The 15,175-nt window shown below is 51.7% G+C and carries 12 protein-coding genes and 3 pseudogenes; 1 reads left to right on the top strand and 14 read right to left on the bottom strand.

The window, feature by feature from the left end; all coding sequences use genetic code 11:
• Window positions 1-8: 8 nt before the first annotated feature.
• From EM6_RS10060 to tnpC, 11 genes and pseudogenes are all read right to left on the bottom strand, one after another.
• Entirely contained in the window at window positions 9-851 is an 843-nt protein-coding gene (locus EM6_RS10060) for a glycosyltransferase (RefSeq protein ID WP_126422427.1), read from the bottom strand.
• Window positions 848-2,524 (bottom strand): glycoside hydrolase family 99-like domain-containing protein, encoded by a 1,677-nt coding sequence (locus EM6_RS10055; RefSeq protein WP_126422425.1) that lies wholly within the window; start codon window positions 2,522-2,524, stop codon window positions 848-850. The genes EM6_RS10060 and EM6_RS10055 overlap by 4 nt, the downstream gene beginning before the upstream one ends.
• Before the next feature lie 24 nt (window positions 2,525-2,548).
• Entirely contained in the window at window positions 2,549-3,295 is a 747-nt protein-coding gene (locus EM6_RS10050) for an ABC transporter ATP-binding protein (protein WP_126422423.1), read from the bottom strand.
• Between the two features lie 17 nt (window positions 3,296-3,312).
• Window positions 3,313-4,089, bottom strand: a complete 777-nt coding sequence (locus tag EM6_RS10045; RefSeq protein ID WP_172961185.1) for an ABC transporter permease — start codon at window positions 4,087-4,089, stop codon at window positions 3,313-3,315.
• A gap of 121 nt (window positions 4,090-4,210) precedes the next feature.
• A complete protein-coding gene (gene rfbA / locus EM6_RS10040) occupies window positions 4,211-5,080 on the bottom strand; it encodes a glucose-1-phosphate thymidylyltransferase RfbA (protein WP_126422419.1) in 870 nt (289 codons plus the stop codon).
• 20 nt (window positions 5,081-5,100) lie between these two features.
• Window positions 5,101-5,985: a dTDP-4-dehydrorhamnose reductase gene (gene rfbD / locus EM6_RS10035; RefSeq protein ID WP_126422417.1), complete on the bottom strand. Its 885-nt coding sequence runs from the start codon at window positions 5,983-5,985 to the stop codon at window positions 5,101-5,103.
• 5 nt (window positions 5,986-5,990) lie between these two features.
• Window positions 5,991-7,040: a dTDP-glucose 4,6-dehydratase gene (gene rfbB / locus EM6_RS10030; protein WP_126422415.1), complete on the bottom strand. Its 1,050-nt coding sequence runs from the start codon at window positions 7,038-7,040 to the stop codon at window positions 5,991-5,993.
• Window positions 7,041-7,069: 29 nt separating this feature from the next.
• Entirely contained in the window at window positions 7,070-7,612 is a 543-nt protein-coding gene (rfbC, locus tag EM6_RS10025) for a dTDP-4-dehydrorhamnose 3,5-epimerase (RefSeq protein WP_126422413.1), read from the bottom strand.
• A 251-nt stretch (window positions 7,613-7,863) separates the two neighbouring features.
• Window positions 7,864-8,259: pseudogene (locus EM6_RS10020) on the bottom strand (IS66 family transposase); the annotation flags it as partial.
• A 46-nt stretch (window positions 8,260-8,305) separates the two neighbouring features.
• Window positions 8,306-8,548, bottom strand: a pseudogene (locus EM6_RS10015) (IS5/IS1182 family transposase); the annotation flags it as partial.
• Between the two features lie 29 nt (window positions 8,549-8,577).
• Window positions 8,578-9,933: an IS66 family transposase gene (gene tnpC, locus EM6_RS10010; RefSeq protein WP_126422411.1), complete on the bottom strand. Its 1,356-nt coding sequence runs from the start codon at window positions 9,931-9,933 to the stop codon at window positions 8,578-8,580.
• 29 nt (window positions 9,934-9,962) lie between these two features.
• On the opposite strand from tnpC, the gene EM6_RS17755 reads away from it, so the two are divergent.
• Entirely contained in the window at window positions 9,963-10,307 is a 345-nt protein-coding gene (locus EM6_RS17755) for a transposase (RefSeq protein WP_197723574.1), read from the top strand.
• 110 nt (window positions 10,308-10,417) lie between these two features.
• Here EM6_RS17755 and EM6_RS10000 read toward each other — a convergent pair.
• From EM6_RS10000 to EM6_RS09985, 3 genes and pseudogenes are all read right to left on the bottom strand, one after another.
• Window positions 10,418-11,534, bottom strand: a pseudogene (locus EM6_RS10000) (transposase).
• Between the two features lie 171 nt (window positions 11,535-11,705).
• Entirely contained in the window at window positions 11,706-13,406 is a 1,701-nt protein-coding gene (locus EM6_RS09990; RefSeq protein WP_126422409.1) for a hypothetical protein, read from the bottom strand.
• Window positions 13,407-13,418: 12 nt separating this feature from the next.
• Complete coding sequence (locus tag EM6_RS09985) at window positions 13,419-15,110, bottom strand: glycosyltransferase (protein WP_126422407.1); 1,692 nt, start codon at window positions 15,108-15,110, stop codon at window positions 13,419-13,421.
• Window positions 15,111-15,175 lie beyond the last annotated feature (65 nt).

Raw genomic sequence — 15,175 nt, 5'->3', positions numbered from 1 at the left:
TAAATTTCCTAACTCTGTGGCATATATACGTGGTAGTTCCACGCATCTATAAAGTAATCAAAATAAATGGGCCAGTTATGCGGAGATGGGGCCAACTTGTTCTCAGGAGTTCTTTTTACCAGTCGGTGCATACAATTCCGCATAACCTCTGTAGTCTCATACGCCTCGACATCTGCGAGCGACTTAAAGGAGTTTGTTCCGTGCACCCTGTAAAAATAAAGCTTCTTTGAAATCAATACAGGCTCAACATAATACATACACTTCAGTATAAAGTCCCAGTCATGTACATACTTGTAGCTCTCAAAACCGCCAACGTTCTCATAAATATAGCGTGAGAAAAAGTAATTTCCGGTAGATATTCCAATGTTTGTTTTAAGAAGGGCAAAGCTTTTAGACGGGTAATTTACGTAAGACTGAACTGACTTTTTTATTCCTTCAATATAGGGATCGCCTTCCACATTAAGGCCAAACTCATCTACATATTCAACATCAGTTATAACAAAATCAGATTTATGCATCAGAGCAGTACTGACGCATTCAGAGATCCTCTCTAAATGATAAAAATCGTCAGAATTCAATACAGTCACATAATTTCCGCGGGATAACTTTACACCCTCATTTATAGTATTATGCGCTCCTCGATTTTCTCTTGTGAGAAAAACATGAGGTACATCACTATTCGAGAGCAAAGATTTTGCTAATTCTGCACTCTTATCAGTCGATCCATCATCAATAGCAATAATTTCAATTTTTTTGTACGACTGATTTATTATCGAGAGTAGAGCCTTTTCTAAAAACTTCTCGTGATTGTAAATTGGGATAATTATAGATACGAGAGGAAGTGACATCATTTCACCGCCATCGGGTTTACACCCAGAGAGCGAAGATGTGCAGACAGCGCACGCAATGAGCGCTCATTAGCCCTGATATGATGCAAAACAGTCTGTTCATCCAGATGTCTATCCGCATAACTACCAACAGTACGTAATTTTTGTAATGCTGTTAGTACATAGGAATTTGATTTCACGTAACTCAAAGCAGAATGTACGGCTGACAGATTCAAACGACCAAAACGTTCGCAAGGTTCCAAATGCGCACCTTCCCCCCATTCGTTCCAAGCATTAACAAATACTATTTGATGTTCTGGGGGAGCCATTAATACAGTTTGTTCGAGTATTGATTGGAACCATCTCTGAAACATGAAAGGATCATTATCACAGAATAAATGGGGCGTATTTTGTCTACGAGCGGTATTATCCCATCCCGGAAAGCAACCACGATACCACGTAAAATCGGGAATTGGTTTTGCCAAAGCCCAATCAATGGCTTTTGAGTAGTCTAGTATTGTGCCGACAAAATCCGGGTTAGTTATCTCAGGCATAGTGTTTGGAAGATTTTCCTGCACGAGCCAGCCGTGAGGAGGAAATTCAACCGCAGCATCAAATCCCCATGGCACAGGACTGTCCACTCCGTAAAATTGAACAGCGCAGAGATGTAGTTCTCCAATACCGGCCTTGCGTGCCTCTTCTCTCCAGATCTCTGCCGTAGCTCTGCAGTTCGGGAGTAGATCCACACGATAAACCAAAAGCATAGGCTTACCATTCACCCGCAAATAGCGAGGGTCTTCTAAATATTTAATTGCATCTCGAATAAACCTGCGGTCAGAGTCGGGCGTGTGGACCTGACCAAGTAATATGTCATCTGCCTTACCGTCCCATGTTCTCGTCCAATTTTCATTAGCCCAGCATACGCAGAATTCATGATCAATGGTTTTGTCATTCAACATATTGTCAAGTGGACGCTCCAGTACACGTCTACCGTCAAACCAATACATGTAGTAACAGAAAGCGGTTATACCATATTCTTTCGCAAGTTTAGTTTGCTTCCGCTGAACTTCAGGGTTATCGAGGTCATAGTAACCCATTTCTCCAGGAACATGAGGTTGATAATGTCCTGCAAAATTAGGGCTAGCCTTCTTAACATTCGTCCATTCAGTAAATCCTTCACCCCACCACTCATCATTTTCCTTAACCCGGTGGTATTGCGGCAGATAAAAGGCGATGACCTTAGGGTCAACTGAACGACTTTTGTCAATTTCGTTAGAAGTAACGTCAAATTCTGTTAATATCGAACACTCCTCAATAGGCTCGACGGCAGAATTTAACTCTGGCTTTGACATATAGCGAAGTAAAGCGCCCGAATTTGATTCGAGTCCAATATGCTTAGAGTAAGCACTGATATTAATATACGGGCTAGGATTTCGCCCCTCCATTTCTCCAGCTACAATGTAGTGAAATAGAGGATTTATTTGGGTCTCAAAAACATCACTATTGTTCGACAAGTACCACATAGTGTCAAAATACTGACTTGGATTGCGCCCCTCAAATGCGCCATGTTCTACATAATGGTAAACCGGCTCCATTCCCGCAGCCGCCACATCAAGATTCTGAGTGAGATAATATTCAGTGTCAAAAAGTCCACTTGCCGCGATAACATTTATTATTTCGTTTTTAGATTCAAACATTTATCTACCCCAAAAAAAATCAAACTATCTTGCTCTATTATTTTGCTCGTCCCAACCTTCGAGTGGGCCAAAATAAACTTGGGCGCCGCCATCTAGCACCAATAACTTGTTGCATAACCCGGATATCAAAGCCCAGTTGTGGCTAGCCAGAATAATCACTTTTGCCCGTGTGACTATATCGTTCAGGCGTTGTGTAGCCTTATCGAAAAAGCCCTTGTCACCTGCGCCGATCCATTCATCCATCAGAAGGATTTCCGGGTCAAGGCTGGTGGCCACGCCAAAGATCAGACGCGTCATCATCCCGGCGGAATAGGTCTTCAGCGGCAGGTCTATAAAGGCCCCCAGCTCGGTGAACTCGACGATCTCAGGCAGTTTCTGCAGAAGCTGCCGCGTCGAAAACCCGCGGATGCGCCCCATATTGATGACATTCTCACGGCCCGTCAGTTCGGCATCAAGGCCCAGGTTGACGTCGATCATCGACGATACCTTGCCTTTGACATCCACAAGACCGTGGTCCGGCTCATAAACACCCGCGAGAACCTTTAGAAGCGTGGTCTTGCCCGCTCCATTGTGGCCGATGATACCGAGACGATCACCATCTTCCAGAGAAAAGGTGATATGACTTAAGGCCCGGACGTTAACAACGTCGTGCCCATCCTTGAGCAGCTTGCCACCAACGGCCAGATTGGCGATGGCGTTACGCAGGGACTGGGCCCGGACGGAATAAATCGGATAGGTGAGTTCCACGCCGGCTAAATTGACGAGCGACATAGACGGTACTTTCTCAATTAAACCCAGAAAGGAATGCGCCGGCGATACAGGCCGAAAACAATGGAGGTAACAATCAGTCCCACAACTGCGGCGACACCGACATGCAGCCAGTTGCCCATACTTGGCGCATGGCCCAAAAGCGGTTCACGGATCAACGACACCAGATTATATAAGGGGTTGAATTCGGCGATCCACTGTTTGTCGCGCAGCATGTCGACATGCCAGTAAATAGGCGTCAGGAAGAATAACATTGTCGAGAGATTGGGCAAAAGGAAGCGCAGATCACGAAAACGCGCCGATAACTGACCGATGACCAGCCCCCAGCAAAACAGAACCAGCAAAACCAGAAGCAAGCCTGGCACGATTGTCCAGTGCGGTATGGCAAGGGTCCGATTTGCAGCCATGAAGATATAAAAGACGACCAGATTGTGCCCAAACAAAAGGAACAATCGCGCCAATCCTTCAAATACAAAGTACGTAAAGGGATAAGCGTGGTTTTTGATCATGCTGGAATGGGCGACAAAGAGTTCGGGCGCCTCGGTAATCACCCACAGACAGGTGCTTCCGGCCAGATTGCCAAGCATCGCATAGGGGAGCAGTTCCTTGAGGTCCTGCTGGAACAGTATGCCAAATACGAGGCTGACGGCCAGCGACGTAAAGACGAAATTGCCGGCGATCCATAAGGACCCGAGAATGGTGCGTTTATACTTGGCGCTCAGTGTGTGGTAGGCCTGATGCAGCCAAATCGAATGCATGTTGAAGCCGGCTATCAGATCCCGGAGGGCCTTATTCATAAATCTTACCTTCGTAGTCACCGAAGAGGAATATAACGACATGGCCCGCACACAGCCAGCCGTTACCGACATCTGTGTGCGGGTTAATGAACACGGATTATGAGCGCGCCCGAAACAAAAATTAATCGTTAGCGAGGCAGCGCTTAAGGTACTTGCCGTAGTCGCCCTTGCCAAGGCTTATCGCAAGCGCTTCCAGTTGCTGGTTATCAATGAACCCTTTGCGCCAGGCGATTTCTTCCGGACAGGCAATTTTGAAACCCTGACGCTTTTCAAGAACGCGCACGAATTCAGCCGCGTCGAGCAGGCTGTCCGGCGTGCCGGTATCGAGCCAAGCATAACCGCGCCCGATGGCCTGAACGCTCAGCTCGCCACGCTCAAGATAGACGCGGTTGACGTCAGTGATTTCGTATTCGCCGCGCGCCGAAGGCTTGATATTGGCCGCAATATCCACGACCTGATGGTCGTAAAAATATAGGCCCGTAATCGCCCAGTTGGAACGCGGACGAATCGGCTTCTCTTCAACAGAGATAGCCTTGAAGTTCTCATCAAATTCGACGACGCCATAACGCTCGGGGTCAGATACCTGATAGGCAAAAACACTGGCGCCGGACTTAATCTTGGCCGCGTCCTCAAGGAACATGGGCAGGGACGGACCATAGTAGATATTGTCGCCCAGAATCAAGCACGACGGCTCAGAGCCCACAAAATCAGCACCGATAATATAGGCCTGCGCCAGACCGTCCGGAGAGGGCTGCTCCTTATATTCCAGATTAATGCCCCATTGGGTTCCGTCACCCAGAAGCCGCTGGAAAAGAGGCAGATCATGCGGTGTGGAAATGATCAGAATGTCACGGATACCCGCCATCATCAGCGTGGACAGCGGATAATAGATCATCGGCTTGTCATAAACCGGCATCATTTGTTTTGAGACGCCAATCGTCATTGGATGCAACCGCGTGCCGCTACCGCCTGCGAGAATAATACCCTTCATAATTTCAACCTTGAATTAAATTATTTATTAGAAAACAATGCGGTAAGGCACTCGTCAAGGGATTTTTCCCAAGGATCGAGTTTGATACCGTAGGCGACGGCGAGCTTGTCACCGCTCAGACGTGAATTGGCCGGACGCTTGGCGGGGGTGGGATACTGGCTCGACGGGATAGGGTTGACCGTCATGGCCTTACCACCACGTTCCTGCTGACCCTTGAAAATCGCTTGTGCGAACTGAGCCCAGTTAGCCTCTCCCTGAGCCGTCAGGTGGAAAATACCCCGCAGCTTCGGATCCGCATCGCTGGAGACACGCTCGGCAATTTCCAGCACGGCGCGTGCAATTTCGAGAGCCGAGGTCGGACACCCCTGCTGGTCAGCAACAACGTTCAATTCGTCGCGGGTTTCGGACAGGCGTAGCATCGTTTTGACAAAGTTGTTGCCAAACGGCGAATAAACCCATGCGGTGCGCAGCACGACATGATTATCGGTTTCCGCCGCCACGGCCTGTTCACCATGGAGTTTGGTCAAGCCGTAAACACTTGTCGGACCCGTCTCATCGCTTTCGACATAGAAGTCCGTCTTGTCACCCGCGAAAACGTAATCCGTCGAAATGTGCAGGATGGGCACGTTCAACGCCTTCGCCGCCCTCGCCAGAACGCCCGGCGCTTTCCCATTAACGGCCTCTGCGATTTCAGCTTCGGACTCAGCCTTATCGACGGCGGTATAGGCCGCCGCCGAAACGATTACGTCAGGCTTTGCTTCGATAACAGGCGCGTACAGGCTTTCAGGATCAGCAAGATCAGCCTCAGGCCGCCCCAAAGTCACGATCTCGATACCCTTGTCGGCCGCCTGTTGCTTGATCGCCGTGACGACCTGTCCCTCTTTGCCAGTTACCAGAAGGCGCATCGTGGCTATTCCTTCAAAACGCCAAGACGCTCACCGGTGTATTCACCGCGCAGCGGGCCCCACCAGTGTTCATTTTCCAGATACCATTCAACCGTTTTACGGATACCCGTATCGAAGTTTTCACGCGCCTTCCAGCCCAGTTCGGTTTCCAGCTTCGTCGCGTCAATGGCGTAGCGATGGTCGTGACCCGGACGGTCGGTGACATAGGTGATCAGCTTCGAGTGCGGAGCGTTTTGCGGGCGCAGTTCGTCGAGAATCGCGCAGATGCGATTGACGACGTCGATATTTTTACGTTCGTTGCGGCCACCGACATTGTAGGTTTCGCCGAGGCGGCCCGTCGAGCAGATCAGGTGCAACGCGCGCGCATGGTCTTCGACATAGAGCCAGTCACGGATATTGGAACCGTCGCCGTACACCGTCAGCGCCTTGCCCTGCATCGCGTTGATGATGTTCAACGGGATCAGCTTTTCCGGGAAGTGGTACGGGCCATAGTTGTTCGAGCAGTTCGACACCACGACCGGCAGGCCGTAGGTGCGGTGCCAGGCCTTGGCCAGATGATCCGAAGCCGCCTTCGACGCCGAATAAGGCGAGGACGGGTCATAAGGGGTGGTTTCTTCAAACAGGCCGGTTTCGCCCAGCGAACCGTAAACCTCGTCGGTCGAAACATGCAGGAAGCGGAAAGCGGCCTTCGCCTCGCCCGTCAGCGAATTCCAGTAATGACGCGCGCCTTCCAACATAGAGAAGGTGCCCATCACGTTGGTTTCGACGAAGTCTTTAGAGCCAGTGATCGAACGATCAACGTGGCTTTCGGCGGCCAGATGCATGATGTGATCAGGCTTGAAATCGGCAATCGTCTGCGCGACCTTGGCGTAATCACAGATATCAGCCTGCACGAAGCTATAGTTATTGGCACCTTCAATCGGCGCCAGAGAGGCCAGATTGCCCGCATAGGTCAGCTTGTCGAGATTGAGAACCGTCGCCCCAACCTCAGAGACCAGATAACGAACCAGAGCCGAACCAATAAAACCAGCACCGCCGGTCACCAAAATACGCATTTTTAAAATCCTCAATTAAAACAATTTAATCAGGCGAGAGTCGCCAACTTGGGCTGAACCTTGTCCTTATCCGACAAAACAGCCTTAGACAGATCAATCGGCCAAACAATACCAATTTCCGGATCGTCAAAGGCCACACCGGCGTCATGCGCAGCACTGTACGGGTTAGTCACCTTGTAAAAAACTTCGGTGTTTGGCTCGAGGGTGCAGAAACCGTGCGCGAAGCCTTCTGGCACCCATAGCTGTTCGTCGGCCTCAGCCGTCAGGGTGGCACCCACCCACTTCCCAAAGGTCGCCGACCCCTTGCGAATGTCCACCGCCACATCGAAGATGGATCCTTTGAGGCAGCGAACCAGCTTGCCTTGCGGTACCGGGTCCTTTTGATAGTGAAGACCACGAATGGTGCCAACCTGAGCCGACATGGACTGATTGTCCTGAACAAATGTCACGTCTTCGATGTTCTCACGGAACCATGCATCCTTGAAAGCTTCCATAAAAAAGCCGCGGGAGTCGCCAATTTTTTTGGGACGGATAAGGGCTACGCCCGGCACGTCGAAAGTTTCAAAAATCAAAATACACCTGTTGAAAAGGTTAAGGCAAACATCATAACTTTTGGTTCTATGCCAAGAAAACAGGTTTTGAACAAGCGCTAAAAGGCGAAGCGTCAGTGGGATTTAGAGCGGTATAAAATTTAACTGAATCTGGAGGGTTCTGTGAGGTTTGCGACGCAGACGATAGCGCGTCATGGAGCGAACCTCATTGAAGCCTGATTGAACGTAAGCGTAAACACGCCCCCGTATTGCGGATCTAATGTTTTCGTGGATCAGTCACCGGTTTGATCTGGCTTAAAATTCCAAGGCATGAGTTCGTCGAGACGAGTGACAGTCCAGCCGTCTGCTATGCGCTGAAGGGTCTGTGTCAGCCAGGCCTGCGGATTGACCCCGTTCATCCTGGCCGTCTGGATAAGCGACGCGATGATAGCCCACGTCCGGCCACCGCCGTCTGAGCCCGCGAACAGGCTGTTCTTCCGCGTTATGGTCTGAGGCCTGATGGCGCGTTCGACGATATTGGAGTCCAGCTCGATACGCCCGTCATAAAGGAACCGCTCCAGCACCTTGCGACGAGGCAGGGCATAGTCGATAGCCTTTGCCAGGGATGATTTCTGAGAGATCTGCGACGAGGTCTTTTCCCAGAGCTGGAAGAGCTCCTCGACTATGGCCTTGGCATGCTTCAGGCGGTAGGCAGTCGTCCGTGAAGAACCGGATTTAGGCGGCGTGGAGGGTTGGTTTGCGCCTTAACGATGAGATGAGGGTTGGGAGTACGAAGGCGAACAAAAGCCTGATCCACTTGATGAGCAGGGTGAAGTTGTATCCGGCAGCGGCGAGGACGGCGTTGATGGCGTCGCCTCTGCGGTGTGCGAGGTAGTTGTTTCGGCCCATGCGATGGCCGGCTTTGAGATGGCCGATGACGGGTTCGACCACGGCCCGTCGTCGCAGGGCTTTTTTGATGTAATTGCTCACGTGGTTGGCGTGCGAGGCTACGCGACGGTGAAGTTTCCGTCGACGAGGACGCGGATCGCGGCGTAAGGCATCAGGCCGCGTAGGCGTGCAGTGCCTGTGATTGAGCGATATCCCGCGTGTATGTCGGCGCCCCATTGTGAGCGGAAGCCGTTTGTCACTTTTCGGAAGATGACCGACGGTCTGATCTCTCGCTCGGAGACATTGTTGGTGGGTGGCACCCTGGGATCGGTCATGAAGACAAAGAACTTGGTCCGCCACGCCTTAATTTGCTTTTTCAGAGAGGCCCCGGCCGGATGGGCCGTTGGAATGGCGAGGATTGTATCGAGTTTGTCGTCTGCCTTGGCTGCATAGGCGCGAAGGGTTCCATCTTTCAGGTCCCCGCTTCGATGTCCAACGCGGATACACCATCGCAGATGGTCGCGTATTTTCGGGGCAAAGACCATGTCGCCGCGGTCGATGGCATATTGTACGTCGCGAAGAACGTGGGCCAGACAGACCTGGTGATTTTTGGCGAGTTCCTGCTGACCGGCATAGCGGTCGCTGATCCAAACGTCCGGATAATGGCCCGCCATCACTTCTTGCGGAACGGACTTGGCTCGGCTCGGCGCGATCTTATGAAGGACCGCCTTGTCCGAGGTGAAGCTCCATTGCCATTGGGTGACACCGCTGACGCGCGTCGTGGTTTCGTCGGACGCGACGACGCGGGCGGTTCGCAGTTGAGCGGCAATAGCCTCGCAAGCCGTTGCCATCTTGCCTTCAAGGCCCTTGAAGATGTTGGTCAAACCGCCTTCGGATATCTTCAGGCCGAACAGTTCTCCCATGACGCGCGACAGCCGCTCAAAACTGACATGGTGAGAATGGTGCAAATAGGTGACCAGCGAACGGATTCCAGGACCAAACGGTGAGCCGGTGGGCATCGAGGCGGGCGGGGCAGCGCGGAAACGCCGACCGCATCCGCAACGCCCGCCCATGAGTTCGACCCGCGTAACTACGGGGCGTATCGGCGGCAGCTCGATATGGTCGTAGCGACACCGAATGTGCTGGGAAAGCCGTGACACATCGGCATGGCAGTGGCGACACTCAGAAGCATACACGCGCTCTATCCGATCAGGATCGTCGGCCAGCCGGCGCGAAACGCCCGGACGCGATGGGCGTGGCTTCTTAGCCCCGCCACCCGGCCGGTTCGGCTTACCAGGGCCGTCGCTTGAAGGCGGCTGATGCGAGTTCTTCGAAGCCTTCCGCGTCTTGCCGCCGCGCCGCTCAAGGTCATTCAGCCGCCGGACCAATTCCTCGATCATAGCCCCTTGCTGGCGCAGCAGATCAGCTGGACACCCGCAAAAACCATTGGCGTTTGGCGGGATAGGATGATTCATTGGGTTTCTAGCGTCACTGGAGGAACGTCATGGACCCGAAGTCTCTGTTCAGCCTGAACGATCACCTTGAAGCCCTGAGCAAGGATGGCGACCCGCTTGAGGTTTTGCAGAAGGCGGTGGACTTCGAGTATTTCCGCGGGTGGCTGGTCGAAGGTCTTGGCTACGGTGATGGCAGCAAGGGCGGACGTCCGTCGTTCGATGCCGTTATGATGTTCAAGGCCCTGATCCTTCAGGCCCAACATAACCTCTCGGACGCGCGGATGGAGTTCATGATCCGGGACCGTCTCAGTTGGATGCGGTTCCTCGGCCTGTCGCTGGGTGATCGCACCCCAGATGGACACCCGCAAAAACCTCATGAATTGATGGCTGCATAACACGCTGTTCGGATGCGGCGATGTTTCGGCGGGTCAGGATGCGCGTGTCTGGCACTTTTATTGGTGTTTCGGGCCGTGTTTTGGCCATTTGTTGCGTAAACCGGGCAGACTCATCCCATGGCTCGCCTACGTTCATGGAAGATCAGCCGGTTGAAGTTATAGGCCAGATTGGCCAAGGTGAGTTTGGCCTCAGCGCGCTTGAGGCCGATGGTGCGGATAAACAGACCCAACCGGTTCTTCTGATGCGTAAAGACATGCTCGACGTGGGCGCGGACCGAGGACTTGGCTGCATTGGCCCGTGCTATCGCCTTTGGCATGACTTTGCCTTTAGGTTTGCGCCGGTGGATACGGCTCGTCAGCATTTTGTCCGACAGCCACTTCTCGTTGCTGCGTGACCGGTACGCGCTGTCGGCCCAGACGTCGCCACTGGTATTGTCGGTCGTGACCACACGTTTCAGCAGACGTCCGTCCGCCTCTGTGGCCGACGTCACGGCCATTGACCGGATAAAGCCAAAACGCCGGTCGATGCTGATACGGGACTTATAGCCGAAGACGGGCACCGCAATCATCGGCAGGGGCGTGCCGTCCTCCCGGTAGCGGACCTACCACCCACCGTGAGCGTCCAGCGCGCGTCTCCTCGCCACTGGGCTCAGACCAGTGGCGCCTCAATGGCTCGACCTTTTGCGCGGCCTTGTTTGGCTCATCCGGCCAGATCTCCTGCGCGCTCTTTCCAGATTTGATCGCGTCCCGCTCACTTTCGCTGTTGCGCTGCTTCGGTGCCGGCACCAGTGAGGCATCGACAATCTGGCCCGACATCGGGATGTAGCCCTTCTTATGCAGTTGCCAATCGAAGGCTTTCATCACCCGCTGAAGTGTGCCCGTCTCGGTCATGCGATTACGGAAATGCCGGATCGTGTTCTCATCTGGGGTGCGATCACCCAGCGACAGGCCGAGGAACCGCATCCAACTGAGACGGTCCCGGATCATGAACTCCATCCGCGCGTCCGAGAGGTTATGTTGGGCCTGAAGGATCAGGGCCTTGAACATCATAACGGCATCGAACGACGGACGTCCGCCCTTGCTGCCATCACCGTAGCCAAGACCTTCGACCAGCCACCCGCGGAAATACTCGAAGTCCACCGCCTTCTGCAAAACCTCAAGCGGGTCGCCATCCTTGCTCAGGGCTTCAAGGTGATCGTTCAGGCTGAACAGAGACTTCGGGTCCATGACGTTCCTCCAGTGACGCTAGAAACCCAATGAATCATCCTATCCCGCCAAACGCCAATGGTTTTTGCGGGTGTCCAGCTTGTTGATTGTCGGCAGCGGCGAGCCGGTCATCTCGACCCCGGCAAACAGCGCGTCGATGAGGCGCAGGGCCTCGGCCTCGGTGTATTCGGTCTAATAAATCACCTCGTTATACAAGCGCTGAATCTGGCCGTTACCCACATATGCGAATACATTATGGCCGATAAGCGTGTAGTCGATATCTTTAGAACTCAGTCTGAACTGAAATCCGCAATATCTCAGTCTTTCAGAATGAAACGCTTTTGCTATATCAAGCCGTTGAACAAGGCTTTCCGCGACAAAATAACGCCCGGCCGAAAGGTTCACGATGAAAAATGGCGATGGGCAATGATTGCGTTTTTGATAGGCCCAACCGCCGATAACGATGCCATTATCATCTTGGTCCGAGCGATCAAGGACACCGACAATGTGGTCACTCACGATTTTAAAAGATCGGCCATCAGAAAGTCTCAAATAAATCGTGCCCTGCTCAGTAACTTCTTGGCCTGAAAACACACCGGATTTATAGGTTGGTATACGGGATGTAGGCGCGTCGCTGTTCGTTGCATGGAACCATGGCTTCGCCGAACCACCTATGGAGATAGTGTCGTTGAGCCTAAGCATCTGTCGAGCCAGTTCACCCGAAACAACGGCTGACTTGGGCACGGTCGCGTTCCAGAGGCACCATTCACGGGCTACCTGAACCTTTTGAGTATATGCGGCCTCGTCAAACTTACCGGTTACCACCTCTTCCAAACTGAGAAACCCGTCGCTTGGGGCGTAGTAAACGCCTCCAAAATTATGGACCGGCTTATCGAACAACAAGGCTTCAAACAAGACACTGGAATTGCCCCCGACGACTCCTTGGACCGAAGCCAGAAGATACGGGTTTAACTCACAAGGAAAATCGATATCAAGTTCAATAACGTGAGCAGCATCGTTCCAGATAGCGCGCGTTTCTTCCCAGTGAACTTCGTTCGCATAAACTGCCGATGTCGAAGGATGCGGCTTCACAATCAGCTGTGCCCCGGCAAGGCGAGTAAGTTCAACAAGTCGTGTAAGGATTTCCGACTCTTTGCTTGCCCATTGTGCCGCATTAGTATCGTCCCAGAGCTGTGCTACATAGAGAATGCGCCGCGAACAGTTTTGACTGGCCAAAAGATCAGCAATTTTCTGGTTCCACATCCCCTCCACATTCTCGAAGAAAAGATCTTTCCGCATCGACTGTTCAAGGGACTGTTGCAGCGTATAAGTGTCTGATGCTGGTGAAGACAAATCGTTGCGAAGGTCATCGGCCGAACGCGCAAAGGCCCCGCTGGTCGCGGGCGACGCATTAAGACTATAAACCACAACCTCGGGGAAAGGTGACCGCATCGGCCCCAACTCCAGCGCCAGGGTTTGCACACCACATTCCGTCAGCGCGTTGATTAGTGAGGCATTGTTACCCCAATAGATGGCGCAGTCGAAATCATATTCGAAAAGTTTTATGTCGGTAAACCAGTTCTTATAAGTCTGTGTCCAATCCGCAGCACCAGAAGTAACGCGTCGCCAGCGTTCGATGGCCTCGTTATCCCAATCCGATAAGGTGTCAATGAAGGTTTCCCATGTTGATGGGCTTCCAGATAGGTATCTGTTGAAATCGCTGCGTCGCGCCCTTAGATCGTTCAAGGCTGGATAGGTGCCTATAATAAAAACCTCACATTTTTCCCTTTCGAGGGCCTTTGCGAGATCAACATAAAACAATCCCACCAAGCTCAGAAACGAAGCGACACCGCGTGTGGAATACGGATCAATTACAAGCGCAACTCTTTTCACGTAGCAAAACCCTTATGACTTGAAGACTTCTAACAACGGCGCACATACCTTTTCAAGGCTGTACAGATCACGAACCAAAGTTGCGTTGTGTATCGAAAGATATGGCTTTTCTGAAATTTCTCTAAGTTTTGTGACGAAGTTGTCGTCATTAGGATGGGTTAACTTTATATCAAACCCCTGATCCACAAGTATTTGAGCGTCATTCGCGCTTGTTGACAAAGAGTAACATCCCAGCAAAAAAGCTTCTATAGATTTTATATTACTTTTTGAGGCGTTGAATGGATTTATCTTAAGTGGCGCGGTCGCAATCGTAACATCGGTCATTTTTTCAAACATCGTCATGAAGCTACCACCAGGTCGGCGAATGACGTTTGGCAAATCCGCACCGACATCATGTGACAATGGGCCTATAATTTTAAGGGGAACATCCGTCTGCTCAAGAGCAGCAGCAAAATTGCTATGCCAAGTTAGGAAATCAGCGTCATGGGTGGGCGTCCCTGGAAAATACCCCATGGAGTGCCCTGTAGGGTTTTTAGCTTTGAACAATTGCCATGTAAAATCAATGACTTTTTTCGGAAATCCGTTGCGGATAACGACAACTTTGGCAGAAGGATGATACTTTTTTACCATCTCCGCCAAAAAAGGCGTTGAGACGGTAAACGCATCAAATAACCTCAAAGCTCGGGTGTTTTCATTAAAAAGACCCGTCAAGCTGACCGAGTCCCAGCGTTGCTCGTATTGCGAGGAGTAAAAAATGTTATCAACACCAAAAATTAAATCATCATAATCCGCTATTAATTTGACGCCTTTTGCCTTTAATCCTCGGATCAACTTAACAAAACCTTCGCTATAGTGAGGGCGATGAAAGACATATGCGTCAGCCTCAGGGATGTCTTCTTTCCCTATGACATCCCTGAGTGCAATAAGACCTGAATAAAAGCCGTTACGGCGAAGATACTCGACAGGGTAAAAACACCGATATCGCGTCGATCCATCGTTCCATGGTTCGACCTGACCGGTATTTGAAACATAGCAGATGGTACGAATGGAGACACTCGCATCATGGCCCACAGGCGGGAGCGTTACATCCGCAGTTTCAGGCACGCCTGCAATAGGCCCGTTCGTTGCAGGCTTGCCAGGCCGCTCAATCGGTAAGCGCTGTTCGCGTTTAGCAACATCAGGCTTAGGCGACGCCTCAGCCTTGACCTCCACCGCAGGCGCATCGGCCACTGCCTTGCTCTTAACGATCGCCGATCGCTTTGCGTTCGTAGTGGCGACCGAGTTCACAGCCAGACCACTTGTCTTTACTAACGTCGATTCTGTTAAATTCACAACACCTTTTTCTATATTTTCCACTCTGCCATCACGCTTTTCACGACCTGGCACAGTAGTTGTTTTGGATGTGATTGGGACACCTTCTGTTTTACCGCGCACTTGGGACCTCTCTATATGGCCCTTGGCCGAAAGGGGCGGCTTAGCAATCGCGGGGACCTTGGCAGAAGCCTCAACCTTGAGCGCTTTTGGCGCACCTTGAGGCCCATTTACGGACGGCGCGTTCGCCAACGGCGCAGCCGTCTGGGGTTTTGCCTCATCACTGGCGGGACCAATTCTGGGCTCTTTATCCGTTACGGACTGGGCATTTCCGACAGATAGATTAGGGACTAATTGCCCCCTGCCCTTTCGACTCAAATTCTTTTTCATCATGCTTCCGTAAAAAATAATTAGCCCGTTTGACAAAACACAGCCATCCCGTCTTATGAGAATATTAA

Origin of the sequence: Asticcacaulis excentricus, from assembly GCF_003966695.1 — a bacterium.
Classification (GTDB): Bacteria; Pseudomonadota; Alphaproteobacteria; order Caulobacterales; family Caulobacteraceae; genus Asticcacaulis; species Asticcacaulis excentricus_A.
Note: the sequence above shows the minus strand (reverse complement) of the source record. Positions and strands in the feature narration are given on the sequence as shown.

Excerpts from the sequence above, each read along its gene's own strand:
- rfbD (WP_126422417.1), bottom strand. The coding sequence starts at position 5,985 with ATGCGCCTTCTGGTAACTGGCAAAGAGGGACAGGTCGTCACGGCGATC.
- EM6_RS10055 (WP_126422425.1), bottom strand. The coding sequence starts at position 2,524 with ATGTTTGAATCTAAAAACGAAATAATAAATGTTATCGCGGCAAGTGGA.
- EM6_RS10050 (WP_126422423.1), bottom strand. The coding sequence starts at position 3,295 with ATGTCGCTCGTCAATTTAGCCGGCGTGGAACTCACCTATCCGATTTAT.
- EM6_RS10060 (WP_126422427.1), bottom strand. The coding sequence starts at position 851 with ATGATGTCACTTCCTCTCGTATCTATAATTATCCCAATTTACAATCAC.
- EM6_RS09985 (WP_126422407.1), bottom strand. The coding sequence starts at position 15,110 with ATGATGAAAAAGAATTTGAGTCGAAAGGGCAGGGGGCAATTAGTCCCT.
- EM6_RS10045 (WP_172961185.1), bottom strand. The coding sequence starts at position 4,089 with ATGAATAAGGCCCTCCGGGATCTGATAGCCGGCTTCAACATGCATTCG.
- rfbB (WP_126422415.1), bottom strand. The coding sequence starts at position 7,040 with ATGCGTATTTTGGTGACCGGCGGTGCTGGTTTTATTGGTTCGGCTCTG.
- rfbA (WP_126422419.1), bottom strand. The coding sequence starts at position 5,080 with ATGAAGGGTATTATTCTCGCAGGCGGTAGCGGCACGCGGTTGCATCCA.
- tnpC (WP_126422411.1), bottom strand. The coding sequence starts at position 9,933 with ATGAATCATCCTATCCCGCCAAACGCCAATGGTTTTTGCGGGTGTCCA.
- EM6_RS17755 (WP_197723574.1), top strand. The coding sequence starts at position 9,963 with ATGGACCCGAAGTCTCTGTTCAGCCTGAACGATCACCTTGAAGCCCTG.